The sequence below is a fragment of the Tepidicaulis sp. genome (assembly GCF_965222285.1).
Classification (GTDB): domain Bacteria; phylum Pseudomonadota; class Alphaproteobacteria; order Parvibaculales; family Parvibaculaceae; genus Tepidicaulis.
Window position 1 is genome coordinate 1,154,094 of sequence record NZ_OZ244942.1, and the last position, 13,243, is coordinate 1,167,336.

The following is a 13,243-nucleotide window of genomic DNA, read 5'->3' on the forward strand; positions in this document are numbered from 1 at the left end:
GCGCTGGTGTTAGTCAGGCAAAGACCATCGTGCCCGCAATCAGCGCCATGACGATCACCGCGGCGGTGAGCGACAGCGCAAGGACGATGCGCGCGCCGGTGCCGCTTACGGCCTGGCGGGCGTCGGTTTCGTCTTTGACCGGTGCGTTCTGCGTATTTTCTTCGTTCTGCATGGGTCCTCTCATTACGGTGAATGATATGCGGCGCCATTACAGGAACTGACATAGAGCCAGCCACCCTGAGATCAAACGGCCCATGCAGCGTTTTTGTTCCGCTCTGCGTTCAGCTGGCGCTCAGCCCGCGCCGAGCGCCCAGCTTGAAAACATCATGACAAACACCAGCGCCAGCGAGATAGCGAGCACATAGCGCACATGATGGCCGGTCACGCCCTGGCGTGCCTTGTCATGATCGAGAAATGCGCCGTGATGCGGCGCGCCGTGCTGAATAGCGGATTTGGTCATCTGTCCCTCCCGGTAAACGGAACGGCAGATAGCGGTGCGAGAGAGCCTCCAGTCTGGACCCGGCGGCCTTACCTTGCAACAGCGCCTGCATCACAGTTCCGTTTGCGCGCTTAACAGAATCGGCACGCTTTGAAATACTGCCTTGCGAGCGAAGGCGCCGGTCCGGGCGCTGCGGGGGAAGCATGCGCGCGAAAACTCATTGGTCGATCTATCTGCCCGCCTTTCTTGTCGCGGCGCTTTGGGGCGGATTGGCGCTTTGGGCCGCGCGCGCCGGCGCGGAGACGGTGCTCACGCTGGCGCTTTTGGTGGAAGCGGGCGCCGTGCCCGTACTCCTTCTCATGGCCTGGCTCAGGGCGCGCGGGCGGGTGCTCGAAATCGGCAGCCAGGGACTTTTTCTGCAAACCGGCATGCTGCGCCCGGTCAAACTCGGCGCAGCGCTTTCCATGGTCGAGGCGATGGAGGCGCACCGCTCCCTGCTGCAGCGCCTGCTTGGCGCAGGCACGGTGGAAATACGTCTGAAGGGCGGCGCGTCCTGGCGGCTCGATGATATGGCGGCGCCCGAGGAAATCGTAGCTTGTTTTGAGAAACACAAATAACGGTCCGGGGGATGAAATAAGTGAGCAACACGATCGATTTCGACGAGCGCACCGCCAAAGCGGTGGAAGCGATGTATCTCACCCCCGATGTGGTGGCGCAGCGGGCCGAGGTGATCAAGGCCCTGGCGCCGAAACCCGGCGAGCATTTGCTCGATATCGGCGCGGGGCCGGGGCTGCTGGCTTACGATCTTGCCCGCCTTGCCGGGGAGAACGGGCGGGTGCTCGGCATCGACACGTCAGAGCCCATGGTGAAGATGGCGCGCACGCGCTGCGCCGCGCTGCCGCAAGCCGAGTTCGAAGTGGGCGATGCGGTCAAGCTGGCCGGTGTGGAAGGCGCGTTCGATGCGGCCGTTTCCACGCAGGTTTATGAATATGTGGCGGATATGGACGGCGCGCTCAAAGCCTTGCACAGGGTGCTGCGGCCGGGCGGGCGCGCGCTTATTCTTGATACGGATTGGGACAGCATCGTCTGGCATGCAAGCGACCGGCGGCTGATGCAGCGGGTGCTCACCTGCTGGGACGACCATTTGGCCGATCCGCATTTGCCTGCCACGCTGGCGGTGAAACTGCGCCGGGCGGGGTTCACCTTGATGCGCATGGATGTGGTGCCGATGGTCAGCCTCGGCTATCAGCCGCATTCTTATGCCTCTGGAATGATGCACGGCATTTTGGGTTTCGTGCGCGCCAATGGCGAGCGCCATGGGCTCAGCGCCGATGAGATTCAGGCCTGGTATGACGATCAGCTTTATCTGGCCGAGCGCGGTGAGTTCTTCTTCTCGCTGAACCGCTACATGTTTTTGGCAGTCAAGCAGGTCTAAGGCAGATATAAAAAACCCCCGGGAGCGGTCCCGGGGGTTTAAAGCCTTTGCCTGCCTTTAAAGGCGGGCCTGCCTCACTGGCTTATTTGCCGTAGCGGGCCACAAGTGTTGCGACCGCTTCGGCGATCAGCTTGTCCTTGTCTTTGGGCAAGCGGAAACTCGGATCGAAAAGCGCCGGCCAGATCAGGCTTTCGCGCAGCATGCCCGAAACTTCCTGCGCGGAAATCTCCGTGTCGTGCTGCTTGAGCAGGCCGCGCTGCACCAGCTTGTCGAGAATTTTGGCAACGGCCTGCTGGCGCTGAATGACGCCGCGTTCGAAAAACTCACGGCCGATTTCCGGCTGGCCGGAAACTTCCGCGATCACCGCGCGCATCAGCGCGTTGAGGCCCTGATCGAACTGAGCGGAGAGAATGTTGTTCGCGGCTTTGGTGATGACTTCTTCGACCGTGCCATGCTCGCCGAGGTCCGCATCGGTTTCCTCGATGCGCTCATAGGCTTCGGTGATCACGGCACTGAACAATTCTTCTTTCGAATTGAAATGCTTGTAGAGCGTGGCCGTGGAAACATCGGCCTTGCGCGCGATCTCGGCCATGGCGGCACGGGTAAAACCATTGTGCTGGAACTCGTCCCGGGCCGCATCGAGAATGGAACGCCGTTTTGTTGCGCTGACGCGGCGGCGGTAATTTTCCAGACCGGAATGCGCCGGCGCCGCTGTTTGTTTCGAATTGGCTACGTTCATTTGCCACTCATCTCCAGGGATTACACTGAACTATTCATACCATACCAGTTTCATGCCGCCCATTACCATGTGACCAATTGTACCTGGAATGCCGAATAATCCCCAATTTAAAAAGGTTTCGCAGAATGCTTCTTAATGGCGTGTGAGAGGCACTAAGTGAAGGGCTAATATTGAGAATGGTGTTTATTTTCAAATGGGCCATATAACAGGAATAGAAACCTAAAGCGCTTGTTCCGCCCACACCACATAGCGCAGCCGCCCTTGCTGGACGGCATCGAACGGGTAGCAGGTGACAAGGGCAAGGCGCCCGCCGCCTTCCCTAGGGTCAATGCCGGATGCCGCGGCATCGACAATGCGTGTGCCGCTGACCTGATAGGAGCGCTGGATACCGTCCGCACCCGTTACATTCAGCCTGTCGCCCTTTTGCAGATGTTTCAGAAAGGCAAAATGCGTATCCCGGTGGGCGGCGAAAACGGTTGTGCCATGGGGGCCGGGCGGCGGCGTGCCGGAAAGATGCCCGGGGCCGAAGGCAAGCGCTTCGCCCGAGCCGCCGGAAAGTACGATGGCGCTATCGCCGAGCCGCGGCGCGCTGATCCGGGCGACCGGCCAGGTATCGGCCCAGGGCCAGGGTTTGGCGGGGGTGCCGGTTGCCAGGGTTTCCGTCCAGGCTTTTTGCAGGAGCACCTGCGCCAGCGCGGCCTTGGCGTGAATGTAAACGCCTTGTCCGAAAAGCAGCGCGCCTGCGCCGAGGCATAAAGCCAGGGCGCAGGCAGCCAGTTTGTGTGGCCAAGAGCGGGGCAAGGAGACGGCGCGCGCCATCTCAGCTTCTCCCGTGGGCGGGCACTTGGGTCCGCGCGGCCAGATGCCGCCAAAAGAAAGCGAGCATCCAGCAGGCCGCGGCAAAGAGCATCAACAGTCCGCCGCTTAGCATCAGCCCCGCCGCATTGGTTGCGGTCTGGGGCAGGGCAATGCCGGCCTTGGCTTCCGCCGCTTCTGCCGAAACCGGCGCGGCGGCCATGGCGAGCATCGGCATGGTGCTGCGGGCCTTGGCATCGCGCATCGGCACGGGCGAGGGCTGCTCGCCGAAGACGGCCTCGAAGTCCCAGCCATCGGGCAGGTTGAGCGGCACGTCGCGGCGCGTCACCTCTTCTCCTGCAGGGCGGGCCGGGGTTTTATCGACCGCGACAAGGCTGGTCAGGCGGCTGACGAGATGATGGGACAGAGCAACATCGGTAATCGCCGCATCGAGCTTCTCCCAATTGCCGCCCGCATAGCGCATGGCTTCCAGCGAGGCGATTTTCTTGCGCGCCCAGAGCTTGGCGACGCCCGGCCGTTCGGCGGCCTTGGCAAGCGGCAGACGCAGCTCCCAGGGCTGGCCGTCAAACGTGCCTTTCAGTTTGAACGTGCCGGAGGCATCGTCCATCCGCGCGGCGAGGATAATCGGCTCGCCGAGATAAAGATCGGGAAGCGGGTTCGGCCAGGCCTCCGTCTCCTGCCCATCTGGCCAGACGGCGGTGAGGTCCGTCAGCGCCGGATTTTCCAGTTTCGTGAAAAGCTGGGCCATGCGCTCTTTCACCTGTTCCGGCTCGCCGATATGGGTGAAGGTGCCGCGGCCCATCTCCGCCGCCCGGCTCATGAAGAAGCTGTTGGGGGCGGAGCCGATGCCGACGGTGAAGAGGCGGCTTGTGCCGAGTTGCTGGGAGATGGTGTTGAAGAGCTGCTCTTCATTGCCGACCGCGCCGTCCGTCAAGAAAACGACCTGACGCAGATATTGGCTGTCGGCGGGCTGGGAAACGAGCGCCCGCTGAAGCGCGCCCAGCATCTCCGTGCCGCCTTCCGCCTCAAGCCCGCGCACGAATTTCAGTGCCCGGTCCAAATTCTCCTTGTCGGCGCGCACAGCCTGGGGGAAGAGCGTTTCATGGGTGTGATTGAAGCGCACGACATTGAAGCGGTCCTGCGGGGTGAGGCGCTGCAGCGCAAGTTCCAGGCTCGCCTTTGCCTGCGGCATGGAAGCGCCCGCCATGGAACCGGAATTGTCGATGACGAAAATCGCCTCGCGCGGCGGCGTCTTGCGGGACGCATCCTTACTCTGCGGGGGCATCAGCATCATCAGCACATAGTCTTCGCCGTTCAGCTCTTCGCGGAACAGGGCGGCTGTGGGCGCGTCCGTTTTGGCGGGCGTCCAGGTAAGCTCGAAATCCTTGTCCGCCGGGACTTCGCCTTCCTTCAAGGTCAGCTCCGCACGGCTTTCATCTTCGCGCACCAGCGCGATCTCATGATGGGGGCTCGTGATGTCGCCGAGCGGAAAGCCCGCATCGAGCGAGAGCGTCAAAGTCAGCGGGTTGCGCTTGCCGGTATCCGGATGCGCAACGGGCGGGGTGATTTTATCCCGGTCCGGCACGGGATCGGAAACGCTGCCCCATCCTTTCTCGCCCGGCTGGAAATCCACCAGATGCACGCTCGGCGCCGGGTTGTAGCGCGGGGCGACAACGGTGGGGAAGCGCAGCGAGAAGATGTTTTCGTCCTGGCGTACCGTCTGCTGATATTCGATCTGCACGACAATGGTTTCACCCGGCCCGATATTGGCAACCGAATTGGTGAAGATGTTGGGCCGCTGCTGTTCGATCAGCGAAGCGCGCTTGCCCGCTTCCTTCGCTTCTTCGTAAATCTGCCGGGCCTCTTCTTTCTTCTTGATCTCGCCTTCGATGATGCGGTCGCCGATCAGCATGCGCAGGCTGTCCACCGCGCTGTCTTCGGGCAGGGGAAAGACATAAACGCCTTCCACCCAGCCATCGCTCGGGTTTTCGAAACGCTGGGTGATTTTCGCCCGCGCGATGGGGCCAGTGACGTCGATATCGACATCTGTGGCGACCATGGGGGCTTGAATATATTTGCCGGGTTCTTTCGTCTTCAGCAGCAAGCCGCCGCTCGTCATGTCGTTCGGTGTGACGAGGCGCAGCTCGCCTTCACTCTCTGCTTGAGGCGTATTCGCGCCGGCAGAGCCAGTGGCGCCGGCGAAAAGCATCAAAAAGAGAAAGAAGGCGGCAAAGCCCGTGATGCCATAACGAAGCACCTCGGCGGGGCTCAGCCAGCCGAGGCGTGATGATGGATAGTGTTTCATGTGCGTGTCCCCTGACATTTTTCCTGCCCTTGATGTGCTCAGTGGACCGCAGCAATGGGGCGAGACTTTTGGGGGAATGGGCCGGGGGAAGGGTCATTTCTGGGCGAAAATGTGACGGGCCCGAATATCACGCCTCCATCGTGATGTGCCTGGGCTGGGCTTCGACACGGGCAAGCCAGGCACGCACAGCCTCATAAGGGGCAAGATCGAAGCCGCCATCGCCTGCCGCATGGGTATAGGCATAAAGCGCGATATCGGCGAGCGTGTAGCGGTTTGCTGCGAAAAAATCCGTATGCGTCAGATGTTTTTCCATGACGGCAAGCGCCTGGTGCCCGCGCTCATGCCAGGTGGCAAGCTGGCTTTCGGAAATCTCATCCCGCCCGCCCGGTTTGATGGAAAGCCAGAAGCGGGCCACGGCAATGTAAGGCTCGTGGCTATATTGCTCGAAGAACATCCATTGCAGCATCTGCGCCCGCTCGAAACTATCATCCGGCACAAGCGGCGTCTTTTCGCCGAGATAGAAGAGGATGGCGTTCGATTCGGGCAGAAAGCGCCCGTCATCGGTTTCCAAAAGCGGCACGCGCCCATTCGGGTTTTTGGCAAGAAACTTATCGGTGCGGGTTTCCTGGGCGAGCACATCCACATGGATGATGTCGAGAGGCAGCCCAAGCTGATGCGCGGTCAGGCGGACTTTGTAGCAATTGCCGGAATTGTGCATGTTGTAGAGGCGCATGGCGCTCACACTCCCACTTCATGAAGCGCGGCGCTCAGCCGCTCGACGCCCGGTTCGATCAGCTTTTCCGGCACGCCGGCAAAGCCGAGATAAAGCGCATGGCGTTTGCGCTGGGTGAGATAGAAATGCGAGACGGCAGTGGTCAGCACCTTGTGCCGGTCGGCGGCGGCGGCGGCATCGTCATCGCTCACCCCTTCGGGCAGGAAGGCGGGCAATTGCATGCCGCCATCGGGCCGGGCCGGGCGGATACGCCCGCCAAGCTTGCTTTCCAGCGCATCGATGAGGAGATCGCGCCGCTCGGCATAGAGCGCACGCATGCGGCGGATATGGGCGGAGAAATGCCCCTCATGCATGAAGTCGGCAAGCGCGGCCTGCACGATGGCGGGCGGGTTCTGCCCCGTCACGCGGATGGCGCGCAGGCACGCCTCGATCATATTGTCGGGGACGACGAGATAGCCGATGCGGATGGCGGGAAAAAGCGTCTTCGCCATGGTGCCCATGTAAATGACGCCGCCGGTACGATCGAGCCCCTGGAGCGAGGAGAGGGGGCGGCCCGCATAACGGAACTCGCTGTCATAGTCGTCTTCCAATATCCAGGCGCCGACTTCATTGGCCTTTTGCAGAAGCGCAAGGCGGCGCTTCAGGCTCATGGTGACGGAAAGCGGATATTGATGCGAGGGCGTGCAGTAGATAAGCCGCGGCGGGTCTTCGCCGGGCGGGGCGGCATCGGGGTTCATGCCTTCTTCATCCACCGGCACGGGCACGATGCGCGCGCTTGAGGCTAGAAAGGCCCCGCGCGCGCCAAGATAACCCGGCTCTTCATGCCAGACGACATCGCCCGGATCGACGACAAGGCGCGTGGCGAGATCGAGCGAGGCCTGCGCGCCAGCCGTGACGATGACATTATCTGGCCCGCAGACGACGCCGCGCGCCGCGCCGAGATATTCGGCAATCGCCTCGCGCAGGGCCGGAAAGCCGGTGCCGAGTTGATAATCGAAAAGCCGCGATTGCGGCTGGCGCGCCCGCCGGGCCAGAAGCCGCGCCCAGACTTGATGGGGGAAAAATTCCAGCGAGGGCATGCCGTGCTGGAAGGGCAGCACATGGCCTTTGACGTAAGAGGGCGAGGCGCGTTTGACGGTGAGCATTGCCTCGCCGCGCTGGGAAAGGCGGCGGCGCGGGTCGGGTTTGATCTCCTGGCGCTCGGCGCGGCCCGCTTCGATCAGCGTGTCGGGGGGAATGGCGGCGACATGGGTGCCCGAGCCCACCCGGCTTTCCAGATAACCTTCCGCGATGAGCTGCTCGTAAGCGGCGACCACGGTGTTGCGGCCGATGGCAAGTTCCTTGGCCAGTGTGCGGCTCGGCGGCATGCGCAGCCCGGCGAGCAGCCGCCCGCTCAAGATGGCGCTGCGCACACTGTCATAGAGCTGGCGGTAGAGCGGGGTTTCCAGATCGGGATCGAGATTGAGCGCCCCCAAAATGGCTGTCGGTGAATTCATGATTGGCCCCCCAGACCAGGGTCAAGAAATGCGCGGCAAGGGCGCGCAAACCGGTACGCGCCGGGATTGGCTCCAATATAGTTATGTCATTGGAGCTTTAGAAGGAGCCAATTTTAAGGCTTGGTCACGGTCCGATTGAAGAATTGGTCCGGTCCGCTGAGAGGGGCCGGGCCATGGAACCGTGAAAGGCGCGCTCATGCTGGAAATGAGAACGGAATGCGAGAAATGCAAGACCTCGACACCGCCGGAGGGCGAGGCATCGATTTGCAGTTATGAGTGTACGTTTTGCGTGCCTTGCACGAGCGGTATGAACCATCGCTGCCCGAATTGCGGTGGCGAGCTTGTCGCCCGGCCGAAGCGGGTGGGGTAGGGCTTCATGTCTCGACCTATCTCTGCCTATGCCACGGAAAAGCGGTTCCGGCCAAAGCGCGCGCCGGAACGGGCCTCTTATGACAAGGCGCTCGTCCACGCCATTCTGGATGAGGCGCTGATGGCCCATGTGGCTTATGGGGATGAGGCGGGCTGCCCGCATGTCCTCCCGATGTATTTCGTCCGTGATGGGGAAAGCCTGTTGCTGCATGGCTCGGCGAAAATGGGCCAGGCGAAGGCGGCACGGCGCGGCGCGCCTTTTTGCGTCAATGTGACCCTGCTCGACGGGCTGGTGCTCGCCCGCTCCGGGTTCCACCATTCCGTCAATTACCGCTCCGTCACGGTGCATGGCGTGCCGGAGATATTGGAGGGAGCGGAGAAGGCCCGCGCGCTCGATCTCACCGTCGAGCGTCTTGCCAAAGGCCGGGCCGCCGAAGTGCGCGCGGCAAATGCGAAAGAGTTCAAGGCGACTGTGGTGCTGCGCCTGAAGCTCCAGCAGGTCGCGGCCAAGACGCGCACGGGCGGCGTCAATGACGAGCCGGAAGATATGGACCTGCCTGTCTGGGCCGGTGTCATTCCGCTGCATCTGGCGGTGGGTGCGCCCATCGCGGATGAGCAATGCGCGCCGGGCGCAGCCGCGCCGTCACTCGCGCTGCCCGGCTCACAGTCTGAAAGGTAATCACATGTATATTCCGCCGCGTTACGAGATGACGGAGAGAAGCGAAGCGCTGGCGCTGATGCGCGCCTATCCTTTCGCGCTTTTCGTCTTGAACGGGGAGGGCGCGCCGGAAGCCGCGCACCTGCCGTTCCTGACGGAAGAAGAGGACGGGCGGCTTTACCTGCGCGCGCATATGGCCCGCGCCAATCCGCTGAGCAAAGCGCTTGAGCAAGGCGCCCGCGCGCTCGTCATCTTTCAGGGTCCCCATGGCTATATCTCGCCAGCCTGGACGGACGATCCGAAAATGGTGCCGACCTGGAACTACCAGGCGGTCCATGCCTATGGGCCGGTGAAAAAGATCGACGGCAAAGACCGCTGCCTCGATCTGCTGGCCCGCATGACGGCGCAGTTTGAAGAAGCGCGGCCCGATCCCTGGCGGATGGACGGCCTGGAGCCCGGCTGGAAGGCCCGGCTTCTGGAGGCAACGGTGATGTTCGAAATGGAAGTGGAGCGGCTCGAAGCCAAGACGAAGCTGAGCCAGGACAAAGCCGGGGCGCGGGGCGCGGCGATTTTGGAGGGGCTCGCGCGGGAAGGCGCGGACCCTGAGCTCATGGCCGCCATGCGCGCGGCATTGGAGGAGACCTAAATGGAAAAGATCGTCAGCGGCTTGCTCATCCTCACCGGGCTTTTGAATGCTGCCCCGGTCATGGGCGTTCTCGGCGCAGAGCGCCTCAAAACCATGTATGGGCTGAGTTTCGAGGAACCCAATCTTCTGGTGCTCATGCAGCACCGGGCGGTGCTTTTCGCCCTTATCGGCGGGCTCATGATTGCCGCCGCGTTCAAGCCGGCCTTGCAGCCTGCCGCCTTCCTCATCGGCTTTGTTTCCATGGCCGCTTTTGTCGCCTTTGCCTGGGGTGTGCCGGAGCTGAACGGGCATCTCAAACGGGTCATGATCGCGGATATTGCCGGGATCGGCGCGCTTTTGGCCGCGATTGCGATTTATTTTCTCGCGCGCCCCCAAATCTGAGGAAAAGCGGGGGCAAACCCCCTTGCAGGCTGTTGCGAAATGCCCCGCGCCGTCATAGGTTGACGCCGCATTTCAACCCCTTTTCCGCGGGAGCCGTTTCATGGGTTTCATTTCCGACTCGCTAAGCCGTATCAAGCCGTCTGCCACCATGGCTGTGACGCAGAAGGCGCGCGATCTGAAAGCTGCCGGGGTCGATGTGATCGGCCTGGGGGCGGGCGAGCCCGATTTCGATACGCCGGACAACATCAAGGAAGCCGCGATCGAGGCGATCCGCCGCGGGGAAACGAAATACACCGCCGTGGACGGCATCCCGGAACTGAAAGAAGCCATTGCCGGCAAGTTCAAACGGGAAAACAAGCTCGACTACAAGACGAGCCAGGTCTTCGTCGCGCCGGGCGGCAAGCCCATCCTCTATAACGCGATGATGGCGACGCTCAATCCGGGCGATGAAGTGATTATTCCGGCTCCTTACTGGGTGTCCTATCCCGATATCGTGCTGCTCGCCGGCGGCACGCCCGTTTTCCTTGAAACGAAAATGGAAGACGGGTTCAAGCTGCGCCCGGAAGATCTGGAAGCGGCGATCACGCCGAAGACGAAATGGTTCATCTTCAACTCGCCGTCCAACCCGAGCGGCGCGGCCTATACGCGCGACGAGCTGAAGAAGCTGACGGACGTGCTCAAACGTTATGAAGACGTCTGGGTACTGACGGACGACATGTATGAGCATCTCGTCTATGACAATTTCGATTTCACCACCCCGGCGCAGGTCGAGCCCGCGCTTTATGAGCGCACCTTGACGATGAACGGCGTTTCGAAAGCCTATGCGATGACGGGCTGGCGTATCGGTTATTGCGCCGGTCCCGAGCCGCTGATTGCCGCCATGCGCAAGATCCAGGGCCAGTCCACCTCGAACCCGACTTCGATCAGCCAATGGGCGGCGGTGGAAGCCTTGAACGGGCCGCAGGACTTCATCCCCGAGCGGGCGAAAGTCTTCAAGGAGCGCCGCGACCTTGTGGTGAAGATGCTGAACGAGGCGGAAGGCATCGAATGCCCGGTGCCCGAAGGCGCGTTCTATGTCTATCCGTCCTGCGCCGGCTGCATCGGCAAGAAAACGCCGGAAGGCAAGACGATCGACACGGACGAGGATTTCGCTACCGCGCTTCTGGAAGCCGAAGGTGTTGCCGTGGTGCATGGGGAAGCCTTCGGCCTCTCGCCGTTCTTCCGCATCTCCTACGCCACCTCCACCGAGGCGCTGCAGGAAGCGTGCAAGCGCATCCAGAAATTCTGCGCCAGCCTGACATAAAAGGTTGAGGCATTCCGCAATGACAAAGCCCCGCGCACTGCGCGGGGCTTTTTTGTTTGCCGTCCCCTTTGGGCGCGGCCCGTAGTCAATGAATGCCTTTTCCCTCTGCAGCCGCTTCATGGACCCCGGGTCAAGCCCGGGGTGACACCCAGAGCAAGCGGCGGCGGCACTGATTACCCTCACACTCTCCCGTCACCCCGGCCCCCGAGCCGGGGTCCACAAAGCCTCTGCACCTTGCGGCAACTTTCGTATGGACCCTCGGCTCAGGCCCGAGGGTGACGCTTAGAGCGGGCGGTGAACGCACTGCCTTTCTGCAACGACGCCCGTCACCCCGGGCTTGTCCCGGGGTCCATGCAGCAGCGGCAGCGGGCGAGGCCCCTCACGTATACTCAACCCCGTTCTCATCCGTCACGGCGGCAAGGCCCATGCGTTTCAGTTCCTGCTGAATATTGGCGATGCGGCTGGCGTGTGAGGGGTGGGTGGACATGAATTCGGGCGGGGCGTTGCCCTTGCTTTGCTTGGCCATGTTCTGCCACAGGCCGACGGCCTGGCGCGCGTCATAGCCGCTGGCATGCATGTAGCGCAGGCCCAGCGTGTCGGCCTCGAGCTCGTGGCGGCGCGAATAGGGCAGGAGCACACCGAACTGGATGCCCATGCCGAGCACGGCGGCGATTTCTTTGCCTCCTTGCACGTCGCCCGCTTCCATGGCGACGGCGGCGGCCGTCATGCCGAGGCCGGCGGCAAGCTGCTGGCTGTAGCGCTCTGCCGAATGGCGGGCGGTGACATGGCCCACTTCATGGCCCATCACGGCGGCAAGGTGATGGTCGTGGTCGAAGCGTTTGAAAATGCCTTCATAGAAGCCAACCTTGCCGCCCGGCAGCACGAAGGCGTTGGCCTCGTCGCTGTCGAAAAGCGTGAACTCCCAGGGCTGATTGCCGAGCCCGGCACTTTGCACGATGCGGCTGCCCACGGTGCGCAGGCGCGCATTCATGCGCGGGTCGCGGGAAATACGCTCCTGCTTTTTAAGGGCGCTCCAGGAACTGGCGGCCATCTGCGCCAATTGCCCGTCGGAGACGAGGATGAGCTGCGAGCGTCCGAGCGCGCGGTTCTGCGTGCAGCCGGCCAGAGCGACGACGGAGCCGGAGGCAAGACCCTGGATCAGGCGGCGCCGGTTCATGACAACCGGTTCCCGGTCCACCCAATTAATCTCGACATCCACGGTTTTCGATGCGGACATGTCCTATCCCCCTGGCTAAGCTCGGTAATTGCCGTTTACCATAAGCGCTGGCGCCGCGCGCTTCCAGTGCAAAGCGCAAAAGCAGAAATTAGAATTGTTATAAAAAAACTTGTAACGCGCTGGATTGGATATATATTATAACGCGCACGTGAAGACAGGAGAGCGCCATGAAAATCGACATCGGAATCAAAGCAAAAGACCGTGAAAAAATCGCCGAGGGCCTCACCCGCGTTCTGGCAGATACCTACACGACCTACCTCAAGACCCATAATTACCATTGGAATGTGACAGGTCCGATGTTCAACACGCTGCATCTGATGTTCGAGCAGCAATACAATGAGCTCTGGATCGCGGTGGACGAAATCGCCGAGCGTATCCGTTCCCTGGGCGCGGTGGCGCCGGGCACCTACAAGGCTTTCGCCGAGCTGACTTCGGTGGAGGAAGACAATGGGGTGCCGAAGGCGGAGACGATGATCGCCAATCTCGTCAAAGCGCATGAAACGATCACGCGCACGGCCCGTGAAGTGTTCGCTATCGTCGATGAGGCAAGCGACGAGCCGACGGCGGACCTGTTGACCCAGCGCATGCAGGCCAGCGAGAAAACCGCTTGGATGCTGCGCTCCATGCTCGAATAAGCGCCGGCTGAAACGGCGCGTCACCGCGCAACATGACCGCCCGGTAAGGTA

General features: G+C 61.9%; 16 protein-coding genes. 8 read left to right on the forward strand and 8 right to left on the reverse strand.

Annotated features, from left to right (window positions below; translation table 11 throughout):
- Window positions 1–13 precede the first annotated feature (13 nt).
- On the reverse strand, window positions 14–172 hold the full coding sequence (locus tag ACOQOT_RS05410; RefSeq protein WP_420561354.1) for a hypothetical protein: 159 nt from the start codon (window positions 170–172) through the stop codon (window positions 14–16).
- Window positions 173–292: 120 nt separating this feature from the next.
- On the reverse strand, window positions 293–460 hold the full coding sequence (locus ACOQOT_RS05415) for a hypothetical protein (protein ID WP_420561355.1): 168 nt from the start codon (window positions 458–460) through the stop codon (window positions 293–295).
- A 182-nt stretch (window positions 461–642) separates the two neighbouring features.
- On the opposite strand from ACOQOT_RS05415, the gene ACOQOT_RS05420 reads away from it, so the two are divergent.
- Complete coding sequence (locus ACOQOT_RS05420; RefSeq protein ID WP_420561356.1) at window positions 643–1,056, forward strand: PH domain-containing protein; 414 nt, start codon at window positions 643–645, stop codon at window positions 1,054–1,056.
- A gap of 20 nt (window positions 1,057–1,076) precedes the next feature.
- A complete protein-coding gene (locus tag ACOQOT_RS05425) occupies window positions 1,077–1,874 on the forward strand; it encodes a methyltransferase domain-containing protein (RefSeq protein WP_420561357.1) in 798 nt (265 codons plus the stop codon).
- A gap of 82 nt (window positions 1,875–1,956) precedes the next feature.
- Here ACOQOT_RS05425 and ACOQOT_RS05430 read toward each other — a convergent pair whose 3' ends face one another.
- The 5 genes from ACOQOT_RS05430 to ACOQOT_RS05450 form a co-directional block, all read right to left on the reverse strand.
- A complete protein-coding gene (locus ACOQOT_RS05430; protein ID WP_420561358.1) occupies window positions 1,957–2,613 on the reverse strand; it encodes a TetR/AcrR family transcriptional regulator in 657 nt (218 codons plus the stop codon).
- 219 nt (window positions 2,614–2,832) lie between these two features.
- On the reverse strand, window positions 2,833–3,432 hold the full coding sequence (locus ACOQOT_RS05435) for a class GN sortase (RefSeq protein WP_420561359.1): 600 nt from the start codon (window positions 3,430–3,432) through the stop codon (window positions 2,833–2,835).
- Between the two features lies 1 nt (window position 3,433).
- Complete coding sequence (locus tag ACOQOT_RS05440) at window positions 3,434–5,734, reverse strand: marine proteobacterial sortase target protein (protein ID WP_420561360.1); 2,301 nt, start codon at window positions 5,732–5,734, stop codon at window positions 3,434–3,436.
- A 127-nt stretch (window positions 5,735–5,861) separates the two neighbouring features.
- Complete coding sequence (locus ACOQOT_RS05445; RefSeq protein ID WP_420561361.1) at window positions 5,862–6,467, reverse strand: glutathione S-transferase family protein; 606 nt, start codon at window positions 6,465–6,467, stop codon at window positions 5,862–5,864.
- A gap of 5 nt (window positions 6,468–6,472) precedes the next feature.
- Window positions 6,473–7,963 carry a PLP-dependent aminotransferase family protein gene (locus tag ACOQOT_RS05450; RefSeq protein WP_420561362.1) on the reverse strand — a complete coding sequence of 497 codons (1,491 nt, stop codon included), beginning with the start codon at window positions 7,961–7,963 and terminating at the stop codon, window positions 6,473–6,475.
- Window positions 7,964–8,168: 205 nt separating this feature from the next.
- Here ACOQOT_RS05450 and ACOQOT_RS05455 point away from each other — a divergent pair, with 205 nt between their 5' ends.
- From ACOQOT_RS05455 to ACOQOT_RS05475, 5 genes are all read left to right on the forward strand, one after another.
- Window positions 8,169–8,333, forward strand: coding sequence for a DUF1272 domain-containing protein (locus ACOQOT_RS05455; protein WP_420561909.1), 165 nt, complete (start codon window positions 8,169–8,171; stop codon window positions 8,331–8,333).
- A 6-nt stretch (window positions 8,334–8,339) separates the two neighbouring features.
- Window positions 8,340–9,011, forward strand: coding sequence for a pyridoxamine 5'-phosphate oxidase family protein (locus ACOQOT_RS05460; RefSeq protein WP_420561363.1), 672 nt, complete (start codon window positions 8,340–8,342; stop codon window positions 9,009–9,011).
- Between the two features lie 4 nt (window positions 9,012–9,015).
- Window positions 9,016–9,636 carry an FMN-binding negative transcriptional regulator gene (locus ACOQOT_RS05465; RefSeq protein ID WP_420561364.1) on the forward strand — a complete coding sequence of 207 codons (621 nt, stop codon included), beginning with the start codon at window positions 9,016–9,018 and terminating at the stop codon, window positions 9,634–9,636.
- Window positions 9,637–10,017 (forward strand): hypothetical protein, encoded by a 381-nt coding sequence (locus ACOQOT_RS05470; RefSeq protein ID WP_420561365.1) that lies wholly within the window; start codon window positions 9,637–9,639, stop codon window positions 10,015–10,017.
- A 100-nt stretch (window positions 10,018–10,117) separates the two neighbouring features.
- Window positions 10,118–11,320, forward strand: a complete 1,203-nt coding sequence (locus ACOQOT_RS05475; RefSeq protein WP_420561366.1) for a pyridoxal phosphate-dependent aminotransferase — start codon at window positions 10,118–10,120, stop codon at window positions 11,318–11,320.
- 379 nt (window positions 11,321–11,699) lie between these two features.
- Here the strand turns inward: ACOQOT_RS05475 and ACOQOT_RS05480 are convergent, their stop codons facing one another.
- Entirely contained in the window at window positions 11,700–12,557 is an 858-nt protein-coding gene (locus ACOQOT_RS05480; RefSeq protein WP_420561367.1) for a M48 family metallopeptidase, read from the reverse strand.
- A 167-nt stretch (window positions 12,558–12,724) separates the two neighbouring features.
- Here ACOQOT_RS05480 and ACOQOT_RS05485 point away from each other — a divergent pair, with 167 nt between their 5' ends.
- On the forward strand, window positions 12,725–13,192 hold the full coding sequence (locus ACOQOT_RS05485) for a Dps family protein (RefSeq protein WP_045447631.1): 468 nt from the start codon (window positions 12,725–12,727) through the stop codon (window positions 13,190–13,192).
- The last annotated feature ends 51 nt before the right edge of the window (window positions 13,193–13,243 follow it).